Here is a 24,345-nt window from a genome sequence, read left to right on the forward strand (position 1 = left end):
GATGCAATCAATGTATGTAATTTGCGCCGTATTGCAATAGTGCTCCGGAGTATTTCACTGCTAAGAGTAACATGCGATGTATTTGCATTGACCCTTGTTTACGAGTTGGGCAGTCCGTAAACCAGTTTGAAGGAACAATCTATTATAAAAATCACCTCAGGAGGGTGAATCATGTCCAAATTGACCAAACCACTGGCCGTTGCCAGCTGCAGCCTGCTGGCCCTTGCCGTTAGCAGTGCCCTTGCCGCCACCGATAAAAACAGCGCTGACGATAATCGTTATATCATTAAGTATAAAGACAGCAGCCTGGGGCTGAGTAAACACAAAGATTTTGTCTTAAACCAGCATAAACAGACTAAAGAAGCCATTCTGGCGCAGCTAACTGACAGTAGCAGCAAGTTAAAACGCCAGGGTGCCCGGGTTCATCATCTGTTGGCGGCGCAACGTGCCATTGCTGTTGAGCTGCGCCCCGGCCTGGTTAACTTGTTAAAAACTGATCCCACCATTGAAATGATTGAAGTGGATCAACGTCGTTACCCGCTGATGCAGCAAATTCCTTATGGCTTCCCAATGGTACAGGCCGATTTAGTCAGCGATGAGTTTGCCGGTAATCAGACTGTCTGTGTGATCGATTCCGGGTTAAATCTGCCGCATGAAGATTTTGCAGCAGGGAACATTAACGGAACCAATGATGTTGGAACAGGTAACTGGTTCGATGCGGGTGGCCCGCACGGCACCCATGTAGCGGGCACTATCGGCGCCCTGAATAATGACACCGGTGTAGTCGGCATTATGCCAAATGGCCAGCTGAATATGCATATCATTAAAGTGTTTAATGCTGAAGGCTGGGGCTACTCGTCAACCCTTGCCAGTGCAGTTAATGCCTGTGCCGATGCCGGTGCAACAGTAGTTAATATGAGCCTGGGCGGTGCAGGTGCGAGCGCCACCGAAAACAACGCCATGCAAGCCGCCTTTGACGCCGGGCTGTTATTAATTGCTGCTGCCGGTAATGACGGCAACACCGCTATGTCTTACCCGGCCTCTTATGATTCTGTGGTTTCTGTTGCGGCAGTAGATAACACCCGCACCCTGGCAGATTTTTCCCAGCGTAATGCCCAGGTCGAATTAGCCGGTCCGGGTGTAGACGTGCGTTCTACTTACCCTGAAGGTCAGGGCCTGGAAGGTCAGCTTAGCGTAAACAGCGTGTTTTACGATGCGATCCCAATGTCAGGCTCTGGCAGCGGCGCGGTTAATGCAGAATTTGCAGACTGTGGTCTGGCAGTTGAGGCCTGTACTGATGTTACTGATAAAGTCTGTTTAATTTCCAGAGGTGAAGTGGCTTTCTCGCAGAAAGTCGAATCGTGCCAGGCGGGTGGTGGTTTAGCTGCCATTATCTATAACAATGAATCAGGTAATTTCAGCGGCACCGTGGAAGGCACTACTGCCACCATTCCTGCTGTAAGTATTTCTCAGGAAGACGGTCAGATGCTAATGGCGCAGCTCGGTAGCATAGCTAACCTGACTTCAGGTGCCAGTAACTATGGCCTGATGAGCGGCACCTCGATGGCATCACCTCATGTTGCCGGTGTGGCAGCGCTGGTCTGGAGCCACTTCCCGGATTGCAGCAATGCTGAAATACGCTCTGCCCTGGCCGCCAGTGCGGAAGATCTGGGCGCTGCGGGTCGCGATACCTCTTATGGCTTTGGCCTGGTGCAAGCCAAAGACGCCGTTGACTATCTGGCTGAATATGGCTGTGCCGGTTCAGGCGATGGCCCGGATGAGCCTACCCCGCCCGGCGCGACTGAGCTGGAAAATGGTGTCGCAGTTACCGGATTGGCCGGTGCCGGTGGTGAGGAGTTAATGTTCACGTTGGATGTGCCTGCGATGGCTACCGACTTGTCCTTTGTGATGAGTGGTGGCACAGGTGATGCTGATATGTACGTTAAATTCGGCGCAGCGCCTACCGTTGGCGACTACGATTGCCGGCCTTACCTGGGCGGCAACAATGAAAGCTGCGACATTGACCCGGCCCAGCAAGGCACTTACTTCGTTAAGGTAATTGGTTATACCGCCTTTACCGGGGTTAGTCTGACAGGCAGTTTTAATGAAGCCGACGATCCGGATTTACCAGATGCCGGTGGTGAAACCATTACTGATATCAATGTGGGCCGTCGTGCCTGGCAGCACTACACGCTGGATGTCCCGGCGGGTATGGCAGAGCTGAGCGTAACCATTACCGGTGGCCGCGGCGATGCCGACTTGTATCTGAAGTATGGCAGCACACCAACAGCAGGCAGTTATGATTGCCGGCCAAACCGCAATGGTAACGAGGAAACCTGTGTTATCTCAAACCCTGAAGCGGGCGTCTGGCATATGTCGGTCTATGGCTTTCGTGCAGTTCGGGATTTAACCCTGATCAGCACATACCAGCCGTAACCGGCCAAGGTTATTTACAGACCTAACAAAAAGGGGCTGAATTTCAGCCCCTTTTTCATTCCCGCATTTCAGAACAACTACAAGGTAAACAAGAACTGCAGAATGTAAAAGAAGACAATCGCCAGACCGGCACCGACTGGCAGGGTAATAACCCAGGAAATAAAGATATTACGCACCACGCCTAAGTTAAGGGCAGCAATGCCGCGGGCTAAGCCGACGCCTAATACAGCACCTACCAAAGTCTGGGTGGTAGATATCGGTAAACCGGCACCGGAAGCGATAACCACCGTTGACGCGGCCGACAGTTCGGCTGCAAAGCCACGGCTTGGGGTTAAGTGGGTAATGGCTGTGCCGACGGTTTTAATCACCCGGGCACCCAGGGTTGCCAGACCAATTACGATACCAATACCGCCCAGTGGCAATATCCACCAGGCCAGTGCCGCTTTACTGGCGATTTCGCCGCCAGAGCTGACCACGCTAACGACCGCTGCCAATGGCCCTATCGCATTGGCAACGTCGTTAGAACCATGGGCAAACGCCATACAACAGGCAGTGGTAATCATTAACACACTGAAAATGCGCTCAACGTTGTTAAACTGCATTTTCTTATCAGCTGCCGGGTCAATTTTTATCCGGCTGATAACAATTTTACCAATGATGCCAACGACCACCCCCAGCGCCAGCGACAGCAGATAGCCATTGGCCGTACTGATATCCAGACCAATATGTTTTAAGCCTTTTTGCACGGTGACCAGCGCCATAACAAAAGCGGCGAAGGCCATATAAAACGGCACGTATTTCTTGGCATTGACAATGGGATGATCGGTATCAAAAATAAGTTTCTGTGCACTCATAAAGAACATATAAGCCAGAATACCGGCCAGCACCGGCGTCACCACCCAGCTGCCGACAATACCGCCTACTTTATCCCAGTGCACCGCATCAATGCCGACGCCGACTGCGGCAAAACCAATAATCGAGCCAACAATAGAGTGCGTGGTTGATACCGGCCAGCCAAAGTAAGAGGCCACGATTAACCAGGTTGCTGCGGCCAGTAACGCCGCTATCATGCCGTAAACCATCAGCTCTGGCGTATCGACAAAAAACGCCGCATCGGTAATGCCGCCACGGATGGTGGAGGTAACCGAGCCACCAGCCAGATAAGCACCGGCAAATTCAAAAATGGCAGCAATAAAAATTGCCTGTTTAATGGTCAGTGCCTTTGACCCTACTGAGGTGCCCATGGCATTGGCCACATCGTTTGCCCCGACGCCGTACGCCATCAGAAAGCCAAAAACGGCAGCCAGGATAATCAGAATGAGGCCGTATGATTGAATAATATCCATCAGTAATACCTTTTTTATTAACGGGCTAGCATGATTTCTAGACGAGAGCCCACTTTCTGGGCGATATCGGCTAAATCGCCAATCCATTCGATAGTCCGGTACAGAAACATTACATCTACCGGATTCAGTTGGGCTTCTGCGCCGCGCACTGCTTTACGCAACTTAATCTGCATTTCATCGGTATCATGCTCGATGGCGTCCAGCTTTTCGACCATCTTGATAACCAAGTCCACTTCACGCCCGCGAAAACCGGTTTCCAGCAATTCGTCCAGCTCATTAATGGCTTCAGACGCCATCGCCGTGGCATCAATACAACGCTGAATATACGCATGAAAGTCGGTTTGAATGGCCTCAGGAATTTCCAGCTCGCGGCCCAGTACCCGGCCAGAGATATCTTTGGTTTTATTGGCAATTTTGTCTTGCTGTGCCACTAATTCCAGAATATCAGTCCGGTCTACCGGCAAAAATAAGCCGCGGGGCAAGTTAATCCGGATGTCCCGCTTCATTTTATCTGCGTCTTTTTCCAGGGTAACGATATCTTTTCGCACCTCGGCTGCTTTGTGCCAGTCTTTCTGATACACCGCAGAAAAAAATGGCAACAGCAGCTCACTGGCTTCGTGCACTTTGCGAATATGTTCTTCAATAGGTTTTATCGGTGACTTGGCAAACACGGATAAAAATGTATTACCTGGCATAGTCTGGCCTCATAATATTCAGGGTGAATAAGGTCGGCGCGCATTGTAACTGCAATCAAACCGCAATAAAAATGAAATATTAGCAGATAAAAACAAACGCCTCAGCCAGAAGTCTGGTTGAGGCGTTTTAAAAAAGCGAGCCGGTTTTCAAAATGTCAGCTGCGGGCTTCTTTTTCCAGCGTTTCTTCCGAGCTGTGCCGGACGACTTTACCTTTAACAAAAAAGATAATGTATTCAGACAGGTTTTTGCATCTGTCTCCAATCCGCTCCAGCGAACGGGCCGACCAGAGCACATTCATGATCTTTGGAATAGAACGGGGGTCTTCAATCATATAGGTCATTAACTGACGGGTAATAGACTCGTATTCCCGGTCCACTTTTTTATCTTCTTTATGCACTGTTAATGCAGCTTCGACGTCCATCCGGGCAAACGCATCCAGCACATCATGCAACATCTGACCAACATGCCGGCCCAGATTATCCAGATTAACCAGTAAATCCTGCTGTGCACTGTTAAATGACTCCAGTGCCACCTTGGCAATCCGCCGGGTTTCATCACCAATCCGTTCCAGATCAGCAATGGTTTTCAAAATGGCCATAATTAACCGTAAATCGCTGGCTGCTGGCTGGCGCTTGGCAATGATCCGGGTGCACTCCTGATCAATTTGCAGCTCCCAGTCATTGACCTTTAAGTCGTTCTGAATGACTTGTTGCGCCAGCTCGCTATCGCTGTTGGCTATTGCTTCCAGTGCATCAAACAGCTGTCTTTCAATTAAGCCGCCCATCGCCATAACATGGTTACGAACCTGCTCTATCTCTTCATTAAACTGACTGGAGATATGCTTAGATAAATTTAACTTGTCCATTGAATGACCCTTGCTGCTGTTAAATGTGCTGTTTGCTGAGCCTGCTAGCCAAAACGACCGGTAATATAATCTTCGGTAGCGCGGTGGCTGGGATCAGTAAACATCTTATTCGTTTCATCAAACTCAACCAGCTGCCCCATATTTAAAAAGGCGGTGTAATCTGACACCCGGGCGGCCTGTTGCATATTGTGCGTTACTATTACCAGAGTATAGTGCTGTTTTAAGTCGTACATCAGCTCTTCTATTTTCAGCGTTGAAATCGGATCCAGCGCTGAAGCGGGCTCATCCAGCAATAACACCTCCGGTTCAATCGCTATCGCTCTGGCAATCACTAACCGCTGTTGCTGACCACCCGATAAATTGACCGCACTGTCATGCAGGCGGTCGCGGACTTCTTCCCACAACGCTGCTTTGCGTAACGCCGACTCTACCCGCTCATCCAGCTGCCGGGCCTGGTTAATGCCCTGTAAGCGCAGGCCAAAGGCAACATTTTCATATACGCTGTGCGGAAATGGATTCGGCTTCTGAAACACAATTCCCACTCTGCGTCTGAGTTCGGCCACTTCAACTGCAGAGTGGTAAATGTTCTGACCATCCAGTAACACTTGGCCGGTTGTCGTCGTATCTTCCAGTAATTCATTCATCCGGTTAAAACTGCGCAATAAGCTGGATTTACCGCAGCCAGACGGGCCGATAAAGGCGGTAATTCTGTGCTTTGGGATCCGCAGATTCACGTGCTGCAATACGGTTTTGTCAGCAAATTTCAGCGATAAATCCTGCACTTCCAGTTTTGCGATAACCTCTGCTGCCATAGTCTACCCTGCCAATGTTACAGTTTTATTACTCTGCTGCAGGTCGGTTGCGATAGCGCTGCGTTAAGCGCTTACGCAGGCGATACGCCAGCAGATTCAATATAAAAATTAACGTTATCAGCACCAGCGCTGAGGCAAATACCAATGGCTCAGCCCGCTGTGCATCCGGGCTTTGCAAGCCGGCGTCATAAATATGCATACCGAGGCTGGTAATTTTCTGTTGCAGCTGCAAATACGGAAAATCGCTGGTCAGAGGCAACTCCGGCGCCGATTTAACAACCCCGACAAATACCAGTGGCGCCACCTCACCGGCGGCCCGGGCGATGGCCAGCATCAGGGCAGTGACCATCGCCGGCGAGGCCTGCGGTAACACTATTTTCCAGATAACTTCAGCCTTAGTTGCTCCCAGTGCAAAACAGCCCAGGCGCAAATTGTTCGGAATACCGGCCAGCCCCTGCTCGGTCGCCACTATTACCACCGGCAGAGTGAGTAATGCCAGCGTCAGTGACACCCACAGCAACCCCGGCGTGCCAAAGGTAGGGGTCGGCAGGTTGGCATTGTAGAACAGATTATCAATACTGCCGCCCAGAAAATAAACGAAGAACCCCAAACCGAATACACCAAAAATAATAGATGGCACCCCGGCGAGGTTATGCACTGCCACCCGGATCAGCCGCAGTAACGGGCCGTCTTTTGCGTATTCATGCAGGTAAACTGCTGCCAGCACGCCAAGGGGGGTTACCAGCACTGACATCAGCAGCACCATTAATACCGTTCCCAATATCGCCGGAAAGATACCGCCATCGCTGGAAGAACCGCTGAGAAACTGCCACCAGTTAACCAGATATTGCAGTAATTTTTCGCCAACATGACCGGGCAGCTCTGCCGGCCAGAACACCCCGATACTCTGGATCAGAATAAACGCCAGCAGCGAGCCGACCAGCAACAGACTGAGTGCAACAGCGCCGGCGTTCAGCCAAATCCAGGGCGTGCCACCGCCAAACCAGTTTCTGAGCATGACTATAACCTCTGATACTTTTTACGTAACCGTTGCCGGATCACTTCAGCAACGGTATTAGCGACAAAGGTAAATAGCAGCAGTAGTAAGGCGGCAACAAACAGTACCCGGAAATGGCTGCTGCCTACTGTCGCCTCCGGCAACTCAATAACCAGCGTGGCGGTTAAGCTGCGTAGCCCCTCGAAAATATTAAAATTGGTTATCGGGCTGTTACCGGTCGCCATTAAAATAATCATGGTTTCACCGATAGCCCGGCCAAAACCAATCAAAGTCGCGGCAATTAGCCCGGGCAATGCCAGTGGCAAACTAATTTTAAGCACCGTCTGCCATTGGGTAGCGCCAAGGGCTAATGCGCCACGAGTCAACTGTGGTGGTACCTGATAAAGCACATCATCGGCGATGCTGAAAATACCCGGTACTACCGCAAAACCCATAGCAATACCAACTATCAGTGCATTGCGTTGCTCATAGTAAATACCCAGTTCATTCAGATATAAACGTAAACCACCAGCAAATAAGCGGGCGTCCAACACATTAGCCAGGCTGAATACAACAATTGTTACCACTGTCAGCCATACCATCAGCAGCAGGATTTCCCGCCCGCCGCTGCATCGTTGCCGGATGCTGACTGGCAGCCGGGGCCACAGCGCTGCCAGAGCAAGAATACTTAGCGGCAGCAACAAGATCCAGAGCACTAATGCCAGCAAGTGGCCCTCAATTACCGGGGCCAGCCAGACCGCTGCAATAAAGCCCAGAATCACTGTCGGGAATGCCGCCATCAGTTCAATTACGCCCTTAATGCGCCGCCTTGGCCCCGCGGGCAGAAAACAGGCGGTATAAATAGCTGCCATAATGGCCAGCGGCGCCGCAAAAAGCATGGCATACAGGGCGGCTTTCAGGGTGCCTGCTGTCAGCGGCACCAGAGAGAATTTAGGTTGATAGTCATCTGCTGCTGACGAAGTTTGCCAGACATAGTCGGGCCGGGCAAAACCTTCATACCAGACACTGTGCCATAACGTCTGCCAATGCACTTCCGGGTGTGGATTATCGATCGCGAAGGAATGACGGCTAGTTTGGGTATATACACTAAGCTGCTGGTTATCAGCAGAAAACCGCAAGGCTGTGGCGTTTTTAATGCCGCTGGCATCTTGCCATAATGGTTTGGCCATAGTCGAGTAATACAAAGCCAGCTGGCCATCAGCGCTCAGCGTGGCAAAACCACGGCGGTTATATTCCGGTGCAATATGCAGTATCGCTGCCTGCTGGCCCGGCAACTCCCGCACTAACCGTAAGTGCGCTGCACTGCTATTTTCAGCCAGCAAAAACCATTGCTGTAAGCGGCCACTCTGATAGCCCGCCAGCAGTGATTGATCTGCCGCCAGCCAGCGTAAACTGGTCAGGGTGTCGCTACTGTCAGTCAGCGGCCACTGCTGCAGGCAGCCGGCACTGATATTTTTTGAATAAAGACAGGCATCGCCGTCTGCTGTGGCCAGCAGGGTATAATCGCCAGAGCCGGATACAGCGCGAAAAGCAACGTTACCGGACCAGCCCGGTCTTGATTCGGCTATCTCTGCCGCAGCTGGCTGATATTGCTCCGCCACCGGCGGCAGCGCTGTACCGGTGATCTGCCGCAATAACGGGATCACTTCACTGAACAAGTAAATAAACAGTGCAGCCAGCATGATCAACACGCTGACACCAGACAAACCAATTACTGCGTGGAACAGTCGGTTATACCAGCGCCGGCGTCGCTGCAGCTTATACGAACGTGGCGGGTCTGTTAGCTGGCTCATTTCATTATGGCTCCGGCCAGGCGGGTAACCCAAGCATCTGCCGCCAGTAGCTGATAACTGCAGCCGGCAGCGGCAGAAAACCATCCTGCCGCACCAGTTGCTGACCCGTAGGCGATAACACCAGATCAAAAAAGGCCTGCTCGTTGGCGGTCAATGGCTGTCCTGGCGGCCGGTTCAGGTAAATATACAGCTGTCTGGCCAGCGGATAATCTCCGGCCAGCGCGTTGGCAGCCGTTGGTGCAACCGCCCGGCCGTCAGCCATTACCAGCGACAGCACTTTGACATCTTCGGTGGCATAGCCAATCCCAGAGTAACCAATACCGGCCGCTGACTGACTGATTGCCCTGAGGATGGCAGACGAGCCGGCCAATTGGTTCGTCCGGGCTTTGATATCGCCATTGCATAATACGTGCTGTTTAAAATAGCCATAAGTTCCCGACACCGAGTTGCGGCTATACAGGCTGATAAAACGTTGCTGCCAGGGCCCGGTTAAGCCTAACTGGCCCCACCGGGTGATATCAGCCGGCGCGCCACAACGCCGGTTTATTGAGAATATGGCGTCCAGCTGAGACAGGCTTAACTGATCCAGCGGATTATCGGGATGAACATAAACCGCCAGCAGATCAATAGCTACCGGCACGGCCGTTGGCAGATAACCAAACCGCTGTGCAAACTGCTGCAATTCCGTCTGGCGCATCGCCCGGCTCATGGGCCCAAGCTGCGCAGTGCCTTCAATCAGCGCAACGGGGGCGGTTGATGAACCAATACTTTGGATTTGAAAATTCACGTTAGGGTGGCGACGTCGGTATTCGTCTGCCCACAATTGCATGACCTGCTGCAGGGTGTCAGAGCCGACGCTGGATAAGGTACTGTCAGACTTCGCGGCAACCTCTGACACCCCGGCGCTGCCAATACCTGCAATCAGGATCAGCCCGGGCAACATTGTCCGCCATCTGGTTAGCCTCATCTGCATTTTTACCTGTACCCGATAACTTGCTGGGGCTATCTTATAACAGCACAGCGTGACAAGACAGCAAACCAAAAATAAATTGTTAAGTAGCGTTTTAAAATCAGAAAGTTGTGTCTACACTCTAAATCACTTTTTATCGTATAGTAAGCCTAATCAACCGCGTAAAGCGAAGTTTAACCTTTAGTGATAGTAAGGGAATATCCATATGAAGCAGTTAGTCCTTACCGTTATTGGTAAAGATAAAGCAGGGTTAGTAGAGCAGTTAGCCAGGGTAATTAATGACCATAACGGTAACTGGATGGCCAGTAACTTAAGCCACCTGGCCGGCTATTTTGCCGGGATAGTGCAAATAGAAGTGGCTGAACCCGACCTGGGCAACCTGGTGACGGCTCTGAGTCAGATCACTGATTTAGATATTAAAGTGCAGCAAGGTGAGCAAAGCGATCTGAATAAAAAACAGCAATTGCGCTTTGTTATTACCGGCAATGACCGGCCAGGTATCGTCCGCGAACTGTCATCGGTTATTAAGCACAAAGGCACTAATATTATTCAGTTTTCCAGCAATAAACAAAGTGCACCAAACTGGGGTGTACCGCTATTCCATGCTGAAGCCACGGTGCAGTTGCCCGCCGGTTTAAGCCGTGATGAAGTGATTAAAGCGCTGGAAGCCATTGCTGCCGATATTGTGGTGGATGTGGAAACTGCAGTGGACTGACAGCCGGTCCTGGCAATATCACAGCAATTAATGATTTGAACCGACACCCGGCTTCGTGCCGGGTGAGCCGTTTCATCATTTTGTCACAAAAATGCCATAGTGTGCTTTGCAGGCAGTAAGCAGGAGCAATCGAGATGGATCAGCTGGCATCACCACAACCAAACCCGGGGGCGCACCCTGACTACCCGTTATTTCCACGCGAACTCAGCTGGCTGGCATTTAATGGCCGGGTGTTGCAGGAAGCGGCCGACACCCGCAATCCACCGATTGAGCGGTTGCGGTTTTTAGGTATTTACTCCAATAATCTGGATGAATTTTTCCGGGTGCGGGTCGCTGATGTTAAACGGCGAATTCTGCTGAAAAAATACCAGACCTGGGAGCATGAAGACGCCGAAACCCTGCTGCAGCAAATTCAGCAACAGGTCAAAGAGCTGGGTAAGCAATTTAATAAAATTTACCTCGATATTCAGCTGGAGCTGCGCAAACACAACATCGAGCTTATTGACGACAGCAAGCTGACCGAAGCCCAGTCGGCCTGGGTAAAAGCCTTTTTCCGCAGTGAAGTAAAACGGCATATTTCGCCGATTATCCTCTCCAGCACTGACAGCTCGCTTAGCAAAATTCTGGAAGATAACACCACCTACCTGATGGTGGAAATGACCGGCAGCGGCAAACCCGACTATGCCATTATTGAAGTGCCTACTGCTGAAGTATCGCGTTTTATTGAGCTTCCGTTGCAGTTAAATACCCGCAAAAAAAACGGCCATTACCGACGCCAGATATTATTGCTCGACGATATTATTAACCATTGTGCCAGTGACTTATTTAATGGCTTTTTTCAGTTCGACAATATTTGTACGTTTTCATTAAAACTGACCCGCGATGCTGAATATAATATCAGTGACACCCTGGATCAGAGCCTGATTGATAAAATGTCCAAAGGCATTCGCCAGCGGTTAAAGTCAGAGCCCACCCGGTTGGTTTACGATGCGGCCATGCCGGAACAAATGCTTAAAGTGCTGACCAGGCAGCTTGGCACCAGCTCTACCGATGCCCTGATTGCAGGCAGTCGTTATCGTAACTTTAAAGATTTCATCGGCTTTCCAAACCTGGGCCATCAGAGTATGGAATTCCCACTGATGGAGCCGTTACCCAGTCCGGATTTCGAGCACTACCCAACCAGTTTCGATGCCATCCGGGCGACCGATATTCTGCTGTACTACCCCTACCATAATTTCAGTTATTTTACCGAATGGGTACGCCAGGCATCATTTGACCCGAAAGTCAGTCATATTAAAATGACCATGTACCGGGTGGCGAAGCACTCAAGGGTTATTCACTCGCTGCTGGATGCGGTGCGCAACGGCAAAAAAGTAACCGTGGTAGTTGAATTAAAAGCGCGGTTTGACGAAGAAAATAATATTAACTGGGCCAGGCGAATGACCGATGCTGGTATAGAAGTGATTTTCGGCCAGACCACGTTAAAAATTCACTCGAAACTGTGCTTAATTACCCGCCAGGAAAAAGGTAAAGCGGTGCGCTATGGCCATATTGGCACCGGCAATTTTAACGAGAAAACTGCCCGTATTTACACCGATATGAGTTTGTTTACCTGTCATAGCGAAATTACTGCAGAAATTGACCAGGTATTTGAGTTTATTCAGTACTCATACCGGCCGTTTAATTTCCAGCATTTAATCGTTTCGCCTACCTGGAGCCGGCCGCGGCTGCTGAGTTTAATTCAGCGTGAAATTGATTTTGCGACCAGCGGCCGCAAAGCCGAAATCTTTTTAAAAGTAAACAATCTGGTCGATGAAGAAATTGTCCAGCTGCTATACAAAGCCAGTCAGGCCGGGGTCAAAATCCGGATGATCATTCGCGGCATGTGTTCATTAATGCCCGGACTGCCGGGTAAAAGCCAGAATATTAAAGTGATCAGCGTACTGGACCGCTATCTGGAACACGCCCGGGTTTATTTGTTTCACAACGGTGGTGATGCGTCGTTATATATATCGTCAGCCGATTGGATGACCCGCAACATTGATCAGCGGGTTGAAGTGGGCGTACCGGTTTATGATAACCGCATTAAGCAGCAAATTATCAGTACCCTCGATATCCAGTGGCGGGATAACGTTAAGGCGCGTATTATTGACGGCAAACATTCTAATGCTTATGTTAAACGCGGTAACAAACGCAATCTGCGTTCCCAGCAGGAAATTTACAACTTTCTGGCGCGACAACAGGCGGTACAGGTTGATACAGACAATTGACTGATTCTGAACAGATAACGTCGTCAAACGCTGACTATATGGCAGCCGTAGACCTTGGCTCTAACAGTTTTCATATGGTTATTGCCCGGGTTATTGACGGCTCGTTGCAGCTTTTGCACCGGGAAAAACAAAAAGTCCAGCTGGCCGAAGGGCTGAACGATGAGCTGGTACTTAGTGAAGAAGCCATTGAACGCGGCCTGCATGTGCTGGCCCAGTTTGCTGATACCCTACAGCCTTTTGCCCCGAATGCAGTGCGGGTAATTGCCACTTACACCCTGCGCCGGGCCCGCAACTCAGCTACCTTTTTACGCCGGGCTAAGGTGGTCTTCCCATTCCCGATAGAAGTCATTTCCGGACAGGAAGAAGCCCGCTTTATTTATCAGGGTGTCGCCCACTTTGAACATTTCAGTGCAAAACGGCTAGTGATTGATATTGGCGGCGGCAGCACCGAATTTGCCATTGGCGAAGGCTTACAGCCGCTGCGCCTGAGCAGCCGTAATATGGGCTGCGTCAGTTATGGCCAGAGCCATTTTAGCCAGGGCAAAATCAGCCCCCGCCGTTTTGAGCGCGCCATTTTACAGGCCGAGCAGGAACTTGAACCTATTGTCAGCAGTTTTCGCACTGCTGGCTGGCAACAAGCCGTTGGCACCTCAGGTACCGTCAAAACCATCAAAGACGTGATCAGCGGTCTTGGCTGGAACAGCACCAGCCTGCGGCTGAATGATTTAACCGCGCTGAAGCACCAGCTACTGCAATATAACAATGCCAGTGAACTTGAACTAAATGGTTTAACCGACGATCGCAAGTTGCTGCTCTGTCCTGGCCTCGCCATTTTAATCGCCGCTTTTAACATGCTGCAAATTGATGAGATGGTATATGTCGATGCGGCGCTCAGAGAAGGGGTGCTGTATGAAATGAGTGAGCGCCTGCAGCATCATGATATCCGTGAGCACACGATCAGCAGTATGATGCGCCGGTATACCGTTGATGATGCCCAGACACAACGGGTGCAACACACTGCTCAGGCTTTATTTAACCAGGTGCAGGCTGCCTGGCAGCTAACTGATGACGATGGTCTGCTGCTTAGTTTTGCTTGCCGGGTATTTGAAATTGGCCTGCATATTAACTCGTCCGGCATTCAGAAACACTCGGCCTATATTCTGCAAAACGCCAACCTGCCGGGTTTTAACCAGGAGCAGCAGCAGTTACTGGCCTGTCTGGTGCGCTTTCACCGCCGTAAAATCCGGGCGGATGAGCTGCCTATTTTCAGTTTGTATCAGTTGCCTCAGGTTATAAATCTGCTGGTGCTGTTACGGCTGGCAGTGTTACTGAATCAGAAACGACGCGATGATTTTATCCCGCAGTTCACAGCCAGCGCCAGTGCCCAGCAGCTGCAACTGCTATTGCCGCCCGAGTGGCTGGCCCAGCAAAGTGTGTTATCTGCTGATTTGCAGCTGGAGCAAAAAGCCCTGAAAAAAATTGCTTTCAGACTGGATTGCCCGGGCCTGCCAGAGACGGTTGTCTATTAATACCAGGCTTTCATGTTGTCAGCGCCCGACCAACGGCTCGCCACCTTACCCGGTGGCTATCTTTGATAACGGCATGGCTTCCAGGTTATTTGTGGCTTCCGAGATACCCGATACCTGCTGCAAGCCGCTGCGCCGGCCGGCCTGATAGCCTGCTTCCAGCTGCTCCGGGTTCTGACAAAAACGGCCCACTCCAAAATCAGCAGGCGGCGCCACCACATTTACCGTGCAATCAGCCGGTGGGCTGGCAATAAAATTCAATGCCTGATTATAACGCGCCGTTCTGCTCAGTACGGCGCTGAACATCTGAGGATGCTGTTTAAAAAACGGTTTCATTAATACCGGCAAGCGGCTGGCGCGTTTACGATAGCCTACCGGCTGTGACAAAACCACAGTAATATCACGCGCGCCCATGGCATAAGCCTTTAATACCGGAATGGCATCGGCCAGGCCGCCGTCGGTCATCTGCTCACCGTTAATCTGGGGGAAATCACGGTACATCAGCGGTATCGCGCACGATGCCGGAAACAACTGATGCATGTTATCGCCGGTTACCTCAAAATAGTGAGCCAGGCCGGTATTAACACTGGTAGTGACGGCATAAAGCGGTACCTGTTGGTGCAGGTAGTGCCCGACATCAAGCGGGACTTCGTCAAAAGAGGCATGCCATAACCAGCTGACATCGCAAAAATGGCCGCCCTTCAGGTAGCGGCGCCAGTTTAGAAAATCGGTGCGACGGGCATGGTCCAGTAAAATTTGCCGGCTGCGGCCATGATTGCCGGCTAAATAGCCAATTAAATTAGTGGAGCCGGCAGAAACGCCAATGGCAAACTGAAACGGCTGATACTGCTGCTCCATAAAAGCATCCAGCACGCCTGCAGCAAAAATGCCACGCATGGCGCCACCTTCTACCACCAGTGCCGACGATTTTGCTGGTATCCCCTTACTCATCGTACCTCCTGTTACTACCTTGAAGCCTAGCACAGCCCTACCCGGAGTTACAGGTCAACTTGGAATGCTTTTAAAGCCATCGCTGCAACCGACTTATGCCTGCTTACAAAAACATTGTTCAGACGCTATATCGGTAAGGCGCTGTTGCTCTGCCTTCTGCTGCTTCTGCTATGCTATTAGCAACTAACAATCTGATCCCGCAGCCAAAACTACATATACTTAAACCCGCTGTGACCTGACTGACTGCAGCAGCAATTTCAACGATAGTATAAGGAGATATTTTTTGGATAAAAGACAGGTCGACGTCGCTATAATCGGTGCCGGCACAGCCGGCCTTACCGCTTACAATGCTGCGCGCAAGCACACCGACAAGCTGGTGCTGATTGAAGGCGGCAGCTATGGCACTACCTGCGCCCGGGTAGGTTGTATGCCCAGCAAATTATTGATTGCCGCCGCAGAGCGCGCCCACGACGCTGCGCATAGTGAGCTATTTGGTATTCAGATTAATGATGTTGTTATTGATAGCGAGCAGGTGCTGCAACGGGTTCGAAAGGAAAGAGATAACTTTGTCGATTCAGTAGTTAAGTCAATGCAAGCCATTGCCGATGACCACAAACTAAAGGGCCCTGCCCGTTTTTTGGCGCCGGGTGTGCTGGCGGTTGGCGAAACAACAGAAATAACCGCAAAGCGTATTGTTATTGCTACCGGCTCAAGCCCCCATATTCCTGAGATGTTTCAGGGGTTAGGTGACCGGCTGCTAACCACTGACACTCTGTTTGAATTGCCCGTCTTGCCAAAGAATATTGCCGTATTTGGCGCCGGCGCGGTCGGGCTGGAACTGGGCCAGGCGTTAAGCCGGCTGGGTGTTGACGTTTACCTGTTTGGCCGCAGTGGCGCCTTGGCCGGCATTGCTGATAAAGACATTCGTGACTATGCCACACAATGTTTTAACAAAGAATTTTATTTGGATACCGATGCGGACGTGACGGCTATTTCCGCTGTCGCTGACGGTGTAACCATCAGTTTTACGCATCGTGACAAAGGGCCGGCAACCGGGCTGTTTGATTATGTTTTACTGGCCACCGGTCGCGCCCCTAACCTTCAAAGCCTTGACTTGTCTAACAGTGGCCTGACGTTAAATGAAAAAGGCGTGCCATTGACTTCCCCATCAACATTACAATGTGGCGATATGCCGGTGTTTCTGGCCGGTGATGCCAATCAGCAAAGCCCGGTGCTGCATGAAGCAGCTGCTGAAGGCAGAATTGCCGGAGATAACGCAGGACGTTATCCAGAGCTTAAAACTGCAAAGCGCTATGTGCCGTTTTCAGTGGTATTCAGCAGCCCGCAAATTGCCCGCGTCGGTACTTTGCCCTGCCAGAGGGCAGCGGCTGAACGGGGTAACTATGCAGAAGGTCGCTGCTCTTTTGAAGATCAGGGCCGCAGTAAGGTTATTGCGAAGAATCAGGGCATACTGAAAGTATACGCCAGACGTGACAGCGGAGTATTTAGCGGCGCCGAAATGTTTGGTCCGGCGGCTGAGCATATAGGTCATCTGCTGGCCTGGGCGGCACAACAGCAGATGACAGTTTCTTCGATGCTGGCGATGCCTTTTTATCACCCGGTTATCGAAGAAGGGGTGCGTACCGCGCTGAAAGATTTGCAGCATAACCTGCAAAAATCCAGTGCTGAGGTTAACCCCTGTCTTGAATGCGGCCCAGGTACTTAGCAATGTCGGCTTTCGCAGTTAATCAACATTGGCGCTTCTGGTAGACTGCAGGCTTCAGATAGCATATTGACGGAGACGCTATGATCCGCTTATTTACGATTGACCAGGGCATTATCCGGGAAATTCCGGTGGCCGGGGCCACTGATGATATTGAGCTGATGCGCACCGCTCACTGGATAGACGCCCATGAGCCGACTGAACCCGAGCGTGAGCTGCTAAGTACCCTGCTCAGTGTCGAGCTGCCTGAATCAGATGATGTCGAAGAAATTGAAGCCTCGGCCCGTTGTTTTGTTGATCAGGCCGGCATTCATGTCCACTCCCTGTTTCTGGCTGCTCAGGAGGGTCGCCATGTTACGGTAACCGTTGCCTGCATTTTGCAGGACGAGCGGCTTATCACCATTCGGGAAGATGAAATTGCCGACTTTAGGTTATTGCGCTTGCGGGCCCGACGTGGTCAGGTAAGTTGCTCTGATCCGGCCGGGCTGCTGGTCACTATCCTTGAGCAGAAAGTGGAAAATCATGCCGATACGGTGGAAGACTTGCACCGGCAGCTGGAAGACGTCAGTCATCTGGTCCTGGAAGAAAAAGACTCAGAGCTTTATCAGGCGATTAGCAAAATGGCGCGACTGGAAGACAGCAACGGTAAAATCCGGCTGTGCTTAATGGATACCCAGCGCGATATCTCTTTTTTGCTACGCAATCTGAAAGGCCGGCCCGCCCATGAAGAAACCCTGCGGGAAATTATGCGCGACGTCGAAACCCTGATGTCCCACACCACGTTTTTATTCGATAAGATTAACTTTCTGATGGACTCAACCCAGGGTTTTATCAATATCCGCCAGAACCAGATCATTAAAACCTTTTCCATCGCTGCGGTAGTCTTTTTACCCCCGACACTGGTGGCCAGTGCTTACGGTATGAACTTCAGTCATATGCCGGAACTGGAATGGCTGCTGGGCTACCCCTGGGCGCTGGGGCTGATGCTGCTTTCCGGCTTTGCCCCCTACTGGTTTTTTAAACGCAAAGGCTGGCTATAACAGTCTGGTTATAACAGCCAGATTGGAACTGCAGCATATGCCTTGGCTTTTTTAGCCAGAGCGCTTAAGGTAGTAATACTTAATAGTCACTATCCGGAATTGCTATGCGTCTGTCGCTGCTAAGCCTGTCTGTTTTACCCTTTTTATTCGCGCCACTGGTTATTGCTGAAGAGCGGCCTGAGCTTGCAAAAAACATTCAGAACGTGATGCCAAAGGTTATTGCCTGGCGGCGCGATATTCACCAGCACCCGGAGCTGTCAAACCGCGAGTTTCGAACGGCCGCTAAGGTCGCCGCCCATTTAGAAAAACTGGGCCTGGAAGTACGCACCGGTATTGCCCACACCGGTGTGGTCGGTATTTTAAAAGGCGCCAAGCCCGGCCCGGTAGTGGCGCTGCGGGCCGATATGGATGCCTTGCCGGTAACCGAGCAAACCGGTTTGCCGTTTGCATCTAAGGTAACCAGCGAATTTAACGGCCAGCAAACCGGCGTTATGCATGCCTGCGGCCATGATGCCCATGTCGCCATGCTAATGGGTGCAGCAGAAGTGCTGAGCAAACAACAAGCCGATATTGCCGGCACTATCATGTTTATCTTTCAGCCGGCTGAGGAAGGCCCGCCAGCCGGTGAAGAAGGTGGCGCGAAAATGATGCTGGCCGAGGGGCTGTTTGCCAACCCTGCCCCAAGCGCTATTTTCGGCCTGCATGTCTGGCCCGGCGAGCCGGGCCAGCTGCAGGTTAAAACCGAAGGCATTATGGCCGCGGCCGACAGCTTTCAGATAACCGTTAAAGGCAAACAGGTGCATGGCTCCAGCCCCTGGCGTGGCATCGATCCGATAAATGTCACCGGCCAGCTGATCAACGCTATTAACCTGATACCGGCGAGGCAGATAGATGTGACCAAAGCCCCGGCGGTGGTGTCGTTTGGTCAGGTACACGGCGGGATCCGCTGGAATATTATTCCGGATGATGTGAAATTAGAAGGCACCATCCGTACCTTTGACAGTGAGATGCGGGAAGACTTAATCGCCCGGATGGCTCACACCAGTGAACACATTGCCAAAGCCAGCGGCGCCGAAGCTGATTTTCATGTCCATAACTTTGCGGCGGTAACCTGGAACGATCCGGCCCTGACCGATTGGGCAATGCCAAGTTTACGATGGGCGGCGGCAGATAACGGCGTTGCGTCGATAAAACCTATTACCGGTGCTGAAGATTTCTCGTTTTATCAGCAGCAAATTCCCGGGGTATTTTTCTTTTTAGGCATATCACCCGATGACACGCCGCTTAGTGAGGTACCACCGAATCATTCGCCAATGTTTGACGTTAACGAAGATGCGCTGATAACCGGAGTGCGGGCATTAACCGGTTTAGCGCTGGACTACCTGGCCGCACCGCCACAGCAGGCCGCACAGGGGGCAGAATGAACAAGGAATTATGCCGTTGCAGCTGGGTTGATTTAAGCAAACCCGATTACGTTGCCTACCACGATACTGAATGGGGCGTACCGGTATATGACGATACTAAGCTGTTTGAATTTTTAACCCTGGAGGCCGCTCAGGCCGGTTTAAGCTGGTATACCGTATTAAAAAAACGCGACAACTACCGGGCCGCCTTTGCTGATTTTGACCCGGTGAAAGTGGCGGCTTTTGATGATGCTAAAGCCGCTGAATTGCTGCAAAATCCGGGAATTATCCGTAACCGGTTAAAAATAGCGGCCGCTATCAACAATGCCAGCCGTTTTCTGGAAATACAGGCCGGGTTTGGCAGTTTCAGCGCTTATCAGTGGCGCTTTGTTAATGGCAAACCACAGCAAAACAGTATAAGCAGTGCCGCAGATTTTCGCGCCACCAGTCCGGAATCCGATGCGTTTAGCAAAGATTTAAAAAAACGCGGTTTTAAGTTTGTCGGCTCGACCATTATTTATGCTCATATGCAGGCCTGCGGCATGGTAAATGATCATCATAACGGCTGTTTTCGGAAAACAGAGCTAATCAGCAGCTAAGCCGTGACCTTTAAGCGATAACCCGCACCCTGGCGCTGCAAATTTTACGTTTGGCGACGGTAATATCTTCAGTATGACGGCTGGCTGCCAGCCTGGCCATGTCGGTTTTGCGTTGGCTAATCCACCTATACTTTTGATTTTCTTAATTTTTTACCTCACCTTTATTACGGGCATAAAACCTGCAGCAAGCTTACACGCTTATTTGTTTTTACTGCTGGCAGGAGGTGCTGAATGACCACCAAAAATCAATTCTCAATGCAGGATCCCCGCAAACAATATACCACTGGTAACACGGAGCATGACCCTTCGCAGCCCGATCCGGGGCTTGACGCTAAACTGAGCCCGACAGCTGATCATGGAGAAGACAGCTATCAGGGCAGCGGCAGGCTGCTCGGGCGCAAGGCGCTGATCACCGGTGGTGATTCCGGCATTGGCCGGGCGGTAGCTATTGCCTTCGCCCGCGAAGGCGCAGAGGTGGTGATTAATTATCTGCCAGACGAACAGACTGATGGCGAAACCACCTTAAAACTGCTGAAAAAAGCCGGGGTAAATGCTTATGCGGTACCCGGCGATATTGCCGATGAAGCCTTTTGTAAAGAATTGGTGGCCGAGACAATCAGCAAGCTTGGCAGCATTGATATTCTGGTCAATAACGCCGGGAAGCAGCAGTTTGAGGCAGAGCTCGCAGATTTAAGCAGCGAGCAATTTCAGCAAACTTTTACCACCAATGTGTTTGCCATGTTCTGGATAACGAAAGCCGCTGTGCCGCATATGCCGGCCGGCGCCAGTATTATCAATACCACCTCTATTCAGTCTTATCAGCCATCAGCCGGCCTGCTGGATTACGCCTCTACCAAAGGCGCAATTACCAGTTTTACTAAAGCATTGGCCAAAATGCTGATTGACAAAGGCATCAGGGTTAATGGGATAGCACCCGGCCCCATCTGGACCCCGCTGCAGCAAAGTGGCGGTCAGCCGCCGGAAAAGCTGGATAATTTTGGCAAACATGTGCCGATGGGCCGCCCCGGCCAGCCGGCTGAGCTGGCGCCGGCTTATGTTTTTCTGGCCTCGCAGGAGTCCAGTTATCTGACTGCCGAAGTTATCGGAGTGACCGGCGGAGAACATTTACCTTGAGCGCCCCTATGCAAGATACAACCGCTGAGCCGGCCAGCTCGCCGCTCGGTAACATTAACCAGCATTTTCATCAATGTTATGCCAGGCGCAAACAGGATTTTAAAGATAAGATAAGCCGGGGTGAAGTATTGCTGATTATCCGGATGGACAGCCGGCTGGTGGCCAGTTGCGGTGATGACATTCAGGAGTTACCGGTAAATGGCGAGACTTATCATCAGTGCAAAGCGTTAGCCCATAGCACTCTGGCAGCCTATTACACGTTACTGCACTCGCCGCCAGAGCAGGCTGTTTCGTTGTTAAAAGACTGGTTACCACAACTAAAAAGTGAGGCGGCGCCTGAACTGGCCAGCACTATTGCCGCCCACATTCGCCAGCTTATTAACGATGTTACAAAACACAGCACAGTTAGCCACTTGCAGATCCAGCACTTTGCCAAAGCGCTGGAGCCGGTGTTTGCCAGGTTACTTGTACTCAGTGCTGAAGATGAAGTTAAACAGTTGCATCGTCAGTTAAACAAGCTGACCAGCGACTATGATATTGCTACTTCAGATAGCTTTTTTATTGTGTTTGGCGGCCCGCAGGCCCGCTCGCGCGAGCTGGCCAAACTGGTCTTTACCAAATGGTGTGACGAGTCAGATGACTTGCTGGCAGATAGCCGCCATCATGTCCGGTATTTTGAAAACGCCAGCACCATTGCCGATGCGGCTGAGCTGGTTGCGACCCTGATGGCCGATCGGGAACTGGCACAAACCTTTCTGGGCCGGGCCGAGGGGCTGGAGCAGGATGTACTGGGTAAAGCGGCCGAAAAAGTACTCGAGCGTTGCTGGCCCAAACCGCAGGCCAAGCACCGTTAGCGCCGGATTATTTTACTTTAAATTTGGCTTTTTTCAGCGGGGCTGTTTTATTGTTACCGAGTACCAGTTCGGCCGGTATGGTAAAAGAGAAGCTGCTGCCCCGCCCCGGTTCGCTGAAAATCATCAGCTGGCTGTTATGGCGCGATAGCACATGCTTGACAATGGCCAGGCCAAGGCCAGTGCCACCGGTGTTGCGGGCCCGCGCCTGATCCACCCGGTAAAACCGCTCGGTTAAGCGTTTGACATGATGCGGCGCAATGCCCTCACCGGTATCATTTACCGCAAATACCGCCCGCTGATGCTGGCGCTGCCAGCTGACTGTGATGTCTCCACCGGCCGGAGTATATTTGATAGCATTGGTTACCAGATTATTAAAAGCGCTACGCAGCTCTTCGGTAACGCCGGTGACTTTTAAATCTGCTTCAATATTAAAGCTGATATTGTGCTGCTTTTCATGGTTCAGCGCCTGCGCTTCCTGCTCCAGCGTAGCCAGCATAGCCGGCACATCGACTTCATCATCAAACTGAACCCGGGCAGAGGCTTCTATCCGCGACAAGGTCAGCAGTTGCTGGACCAGACCGTCCATCCGCCGGGTTTGCTCCAGCATCACGGTGTGGGCTTTTTGCCAGATAACAGGGTCAGGTAACCGCTCAGCGTCGATCACTTCCAGGTAGCCCTGTAGCACGGTGAGCGGCGTCCGCAGTTCATGTGAGACGTTGGCAACAAAGTCTTTGCGAATTTGCTCCAGCTGTTTTAACTGGGTAATGTCGCGGATAATCAGCAGATACTGTTCACTGCCGTAGGGCATCATTTTACATTCCAGTACCAGGGTGTTGTTGCCGCTGGCGCTGATTTCCAGCGGCTGCTGAAACTGCTTCTGCTTTAAAAAACTCTGAAACTCCGGATTACGCACCAGGTTGTCAATCCGCTGGCCTTCATCACTGGGCCAGCGCAGCCCCACCAGCATCTGGGCCAGCTTATTACACCAGACAATGGTCCAGTCGCTGGTCAGCACCACTACCGCTTCCGGTAACGCTTCTGCGCCATCCCGGAAGCGCCGCACCAGGGTACGCAGTTCTTTGCGTTTTCTGCGCTCACGTCGTTGCTGATAATAAATGCCATCGAAAATCTGCTGCCAGAAGCCTTTGCCTTCCGGCGGGGTCAGTTTACGGTCGTGCCACAACCATTTGGTAATTAAAAACAGGTGGTTATAATTAGATGCCAGCAAATAAAAGCTTAGCAGTAACATAAACAGCATGCTCTGGCCGAAGGGCCAGCCCAGTAGCCCCGCCAGGGAATAAAAAAGGAAGACTTTAGCGAAAATCTTCCCTTTAGAAAGCTGTGGCCGCATAAAACCTACTTAGCAGAAAAGCGATAGCCTGAGCCCCGCACAGTTTGCACCAGCTTATCATGCCCTGCGATAGAAATCGCTTTACGCAAGCGACGAATATGCACATCAACCGTACGGTCTTCCACATAAACATTGGTACCCCAGACATGGTCGAGCAACTGCTCACGGCTGTATACCCGCTCCTGATGCGTCATAAAGAAATGCAGTAACCGAAACTCAGTCGGCCCCATATCCAGTGGTTGCTGCTCCGCCATGACCCGGTGTGCTACCGGGTCCAGTTTCAGGCCCTGCACTTCAATCACTTCATCCAGGCTGGTAGGCGAAACCCGGCGGATCACTGCTTTTATCCGGGCCATCAGCTCTTTCGGTGAAAACGGCTTGGTGACGTAATCATCGGCACCCACTTCCAGACCGCGTACTTTGTCTTCTTCTTCGCCACGAGCGGTGATCATAATAATCGGGATATTGCGGGTCAGTTCATGCTGCTTCATTTTTTTGGCAAACTGAATACCGCTACCACCCGGGATCATCCAGTCCAGCAAGACTAAATCCGGATAAGGTTCAATCAGCTGATTGACCGCACTGGGGAAATCTTCAGCAGTAATAGCCTGATAACCATTTTGTTCCAGTACAAAGCACAACATATCGCGGATCGGGGCTTCATCTTCCACCACCAGGATCTTTCTTGCCATAAGGTTCACCACATTCTGTTAGCCGGCAACACTACCGGACGGTTCTAACTGTCTCTGCTGCCTAGTATTACTGCAGTTTATGACATTTTTATGAAAACACGAGGTTAATCTTGGCTGCGGGCTAAACGGCCAGCAAGCAATACAAATAAAT

Annotated in this window: 19 protein-coding genes and 1 pseudogene; 10 read left to right on the forward strand and 10 right to left on the reverse strand. The window is 51.3% G+C overall.

Annotated elements, in window-relative coordinates; translation table 11 throughout:
• The first annotated feature begins 171 nt into the window (after positions 1–171).
• Positions 172–2,436, forward strand: a complete 2,265-nt coding sequence (locus R3187_RS03835) for a S8 family serine peptidase (protein WP_318965380.1) — start codon at positions 172–174, stop codon at positions 2,434–2,436.
• Positions 2,437–2,513: 77 nt separating this feature from the next.
• Here the strand turns inward: R3187_RS03835 and R3187_RS03840 are convergent, their stop codons facing one another.
• The 7 genes and pseudogenes from R3187_RS03840 to R3187_RS03870 form a co-directional block, all read right to left on the reverse strand.
• Entirely contained in the window at positions 2,514–3,782 is a 1,269-nt protein-coding gene (locus R3187_RS03840; protein ID WP_318965381.1) for an inorganic phosphate transporter, read from the reverse strand.
• Between the two features lie 17 nt (positions 3,783–3,799).
• Complete coding sequence (locus tag R3187_RS03845; protein ID WP_318965383.1) at positions 3,800–4,477, reverse strand: TIGR00153 family protein; 678 nt, start codon at positions 4,475–4,477, stop codon at positions 3,800–3,802.
• 155 nt (positions 4,478–4,632) lie between these two features.
• Entirely contained in the window at positions 4,633–5,343 is a 711-nt protein-coding gene (phoU, locus tag R3187_RS03850; RefSeq protein WP_214001084.1) for a phosphate signaling complex protein PhoU, read from the reverse strand.
• Between the two features lie 44 nt (positions 5,344–5,387).
• Complete coding sequence (gene pstB, locus R3187_RS03855) at positions 5,388–6,155, reverse strand: phosphate ABC transporter ATP-binding protein PstB (RefSeq protein ID WP_318965384.1); 768 nt, start codon at positions 6,153–6,155, stop codon at positions 5,388–5,390.
• A gap of 28 nt (positions 6,156–6,183) precedes the next feature.
• Positions 6,184–7,023, reverse strand: a pseudogene (pstA, locus tag R3187_RS03860) (phosphate ABC transporter permease PstA); the annotation flags it as partial.
• Between the two features lie 152 nt (positions 7,024–7,175).
• The gene (locus tag R3187_RS03865) at positions 7,176–8,966 is read right to left on the reverse strand and encodes an ABC transporter permease subunit (RefSeq protein WP_318965386.1); all 1,791 of its coding nucleotides are present in this window, start codon (positions 8,964–8,966) and stop codon (positions 7,176–7,178) included.
• A 4-nt stretch (positions 8,967–8,970) separates the two neighbouring features.
• The gene (locus R3187_RS03870; RefSeq protein ID WP_318965387.1) at positions 8,971–9,933 is read right to left on the reverse strand and encodes a phosphate ABC transporter substrate-binding protein; all 963 of its coding nucleotides are present in this window, start codon (positions 9,931–9,933) and stop codon (positions 8,971–8,973) included.
• Between the two features lie 208 nt (positions 9,934–10,141).
• On the opposite strand from R3187_RS03870, the gene R3187_RS03875 reads away from it, so the two are divergent.
• From R3187_RS03875 to R3187_RS03885, 3 genes are all read left to right on the forward strand, one after another.
• Positions 10,142–10,651, forward strand: coding sequence for a glycine cleavage system protein R (locus R3187_RS03875; RefSeq protein ID WP_318965388.1), 510 nt, complete (start codon positions 10,142–10,144; stop codon positions 10,649–10,651).
• A gap of 134 nt (positions 10,652–10,785) precedes the next feature.
• A complete protein-coding gene (gene ppk1, locus R3187_RS03880; protein WP_318965389.1) occupies positions 10,786–12,921 on the forward strand; it encodes a polyphosphate kinase 1 in 2,136 nt (711 codons plus the stop codon).
• Positions 12,918–14,450 (forward strand): exopolyphosphatase, encoded by a 1,533-nt coding sequence (locus R3187_RS03885; protein WP_318965390.1) that lies wholly within the window; start codon positions 12,918–12,920, stop codon positions 14,448–14,450. The genes ppk1 and R3187_RS03885 overlap by 4 nt, the downstream gene beginning before the upstream one ends.
• Before the next feature lie 45 nt (positions 14,451–14,495).
• Here the strand turns inward: R3187_RS03885 and R3187_RS03890 are convergent, their stop codons facing one another.
• Positions 14,496–15,398, reverse strand: a complete 903-nt coding sequence (locus tag R3187_RS03890; RefSeq protein WP_318965391.1) for a patatin family protein — start codon at positions 15,396–15,398, stop codon at positions 14,496–14,498.
• A 283-nt stretch (positions 15,399–15,681) separates the two neighbouring features.
• On the opposite strand from R3187_RS03890, the gene R3187_RS03895 reads away from it, so the two are divergent.
• The 6 genes from R3187_RS03895 to R3187_RS03920 all read left to right on the forward strand — a co-directional run bounded on the left by R3187_RS03895 (position 15,682) and on the right by R3187_RS03920 (position 22,151).
• On the forward strand, positions 15,682–17,124 hold the full coding sequence (locus R3187_RS03895) for a dihydrolipoyl dehydrogenase (RefSeq protein WP_318965392.1): 1,443 nt from the start codon (positions 15,682–15,684) through the stop codon (positions 17,122–17,124).
• A gap of 80 nt (positions 17,125–17,204) precedes the next feature.
• Positions 17,205–18,161 (forward strand): magnesium/cobalt transporter CorA, encoded by a 957-nt coding sequence (corA, locus tag R3187_RS03900; RefSeq protein ID WP_318965393.1) that lies wholly within the window; start codon positions 17,205–17,207, stop codon positions 18,159–18,161.
• A 104-nt stretch (positions 18,162–18,265) separates the two neighbouring features.
• A complete protein-coding gene (locus tag R3187_RS03905; RefSeq protein ID WP_318965394.1) occupies positions 18,266–19,585 on the forward strand; it encodes an amidohydrolase in 1,320 nt (439 codons plus the stop codon).
• Positions 19,582–20,163: a DNA-3-methyladenine glycosylase I gene (locus R3187_RS03910; RefSeq protein WP_318965395.1), complete on the forward strand. Its 582-nt coding sequence runs from the start codon at positions 19,582–19,584 to the stop codon at positions 20,161–20,163. Before R3187_RS03905 ends, R3187_RS03910 begins: the two co-directional genes overlap by 4 nt.
• A 231-nt stretch (positions 20,164–20,394) precedes the next feature.
• Positions 20,395–21,297 carry an SDR family oxidoreductase gene (locus R3187_RS03915; RefSeq protein ID WP_318965396.1) on the forward strand — a complete coding sequence of 301 codons (903 nt, stop codon included), beginning with the start codon at positions 20,395–20,397 and terminating at the stop codon, positions 21,295–21,297.
• An 8-nt stretch (positions 21,298–21,305) separates the two neighbouring features.
• Complete coding sequence (locus tag R3187_RS03920) at positions 21,306–22,151, forward strand: hypothetical protein (protein WP_318965397.1); 846 nt, start codon at positions 21,306–21,308, stop codon at positions 22,149–22,151.
• 7 nt (positions 22,152–22,158) lie between these two features.
• On the opposite strand, the gene phoR is transcribed toward R3187_RS03920, so the two are convergent.
• Both phoR and phoB read right to left on the reverse strand, forming a co-directional pair.
• The gene (gene phoR, locus R3187_RS03925) at positions 22,159–23,502 is read right to left on the reverse strand and encodes a phosphate regulon sensor histidine kinase PhoR (protein ID WP_318965398.1); all 1,344 of its coding nucleotides are present in this window, start codon (positions 23,500–23,502) and stop codon (positions 22,159–22,161) included.
• A gap of 5 nt (positions 23,503–23,507) precedes the next feature.
• Complete coding sequence (gene phoB, locus R3187_RS03930; protein WP_318965399.1) at positions 23,508–24,194, reverse strand: phosphate regulon transcriptional regulator PhoB; 687 nt, start codon at positions 24,192–24,194, stop codon at positions 23,508–23,510.
• Positions 24,195–24,345 lie beyond the last annotated feature (151 nt).

The organism is Arsukibacterium sp. (assembly GCF_033721375.1).
In the GTDB taxonomy this organism is placed as follows: Bacteria; Pseudomonadota; Gammaproteobacteria; order Enterobacterales; family Alteromonadaceae; genus Alishewanella.

Excerpts from the sequence above, each read along its gene's own strand:
- R3187_RS03835 (WP_318965380.1), top strand. The coding sequence starts at position 172 with ATGTCCAAATTGACCAAACCACTGGCCGTTGCCAGCTGCAGCCTGCTG.
- R3187_RS03840 (WP_318965381.1), bottom strand. The coding sequence starts at position 3,782 with ATGGATATTATTCAATCATACGGCCTCATTCTGATTATCCTGGCTGCC.
- R3187_RS03845 (WP_318965383.1), bottom strand. The coding sequence starts at position 4,477 with ATGCCAGGTAATACATTTTTATCCGTGTTTGCCAAGTCACCGATAAAA.
- phoU (WP_214001084.1), bottom strand. The coding sequence starts at position 5,343 with ATGGACAAGTTAAATTTATCTAAGCATATCTCCAGTCAGTTTAATGAA.
- pstB (WP_318965384.1), bottom strand. The coding sequence starts at position 6,155 with ATGGCAGCAGAGGTTATCGCAAAACTGGAAGTGCAGGATTTATCGCTG.
- R3187_RS03865 (WP_318965386.1), bottom strand. The coding sequence starts at position 8,966 with ATGAGCCAGCTAACAGACCCGCCACGTTCGTATAAGCTGCAGCGACGC.
- R3187_RS03870 (WP_318965387.1), bottom strand. The coding sequence starts at position 9,933 with ATGAGGCTAACCAGATGGCGGACAATGTTGCCCGGGCTGATCCTGATT.
- R3187_RS03875 (WP_318965388.1), top strand. The coding sequence starts at position 10,142 with ATGAAGCAGTTAGTCCTTACCGTTATTGGTAAAGATAAAGCAGGGTTA.
- ppk1 (WP_318965389.1), top strand. The coding sequence starts at position 10,786 with ATGGATCAGCTGGCATCACCACAACCAAACCCGGGGGCGCACCCTGAC.
- R3187_RS03890 (WP_318965391.1), bottom strand. The coding sequence starts at position 15,398 with ATGAGTAAGGGGATACCAGCAAAATCGTCGGCACTGGTGGTAGAAGGT.
- corA (WP_318965393.1), top strand. The coding sequence starts at position 17,205 with ATGATCCGCTTATTTACGATTGACCAGGGCATTATCCGGGAAATTCCG.
- R3187_RS03905 (WP_318965394.1), top strand. The coding sequence starts at position 18,266 with ATGCGTCTGTCGCTGCTAAGCCTGTCTGTTTTACCCTTTTTATTCGCG.
- R3187_RS03910 (WP_318965395.1), top strand. The coding sequence starts at position 19,582 with ATGAACAAGGAATTATGCCGTTGCAGCTGGGTTGATTTAAGCAAACCC.
- R3187_RS03915 (WP_318965396.1), top strand. The coding sequence starts at position 20,395 with ATGACCACCAAAAATCAATTCTCAATGCAGGATCCCCGCAAACAATAT.
- R3187_RS03920 (WP_318965397.1), top strand. The coding sequence starts at position 21,306 with ATGCAAGATACAACCGCTGAGCCGGCCAGCTCGCCGCTCGGTAACATT.
- phoR (WP_318965398.1), bottom strand. The coding sequence starts at position 23,502 with ATGCGGCCACAGCTTTCTAAAGGGAAGATTTTCGCTAAAGTCTTCCTT.
- phoB (WP_318965399.1), bottom strand. The coding sequence starts at position 24,194 with ATGGCAAGAAAGATCCTGGTGGTGGAAGATGAAGCCCCGATCCGCGAT.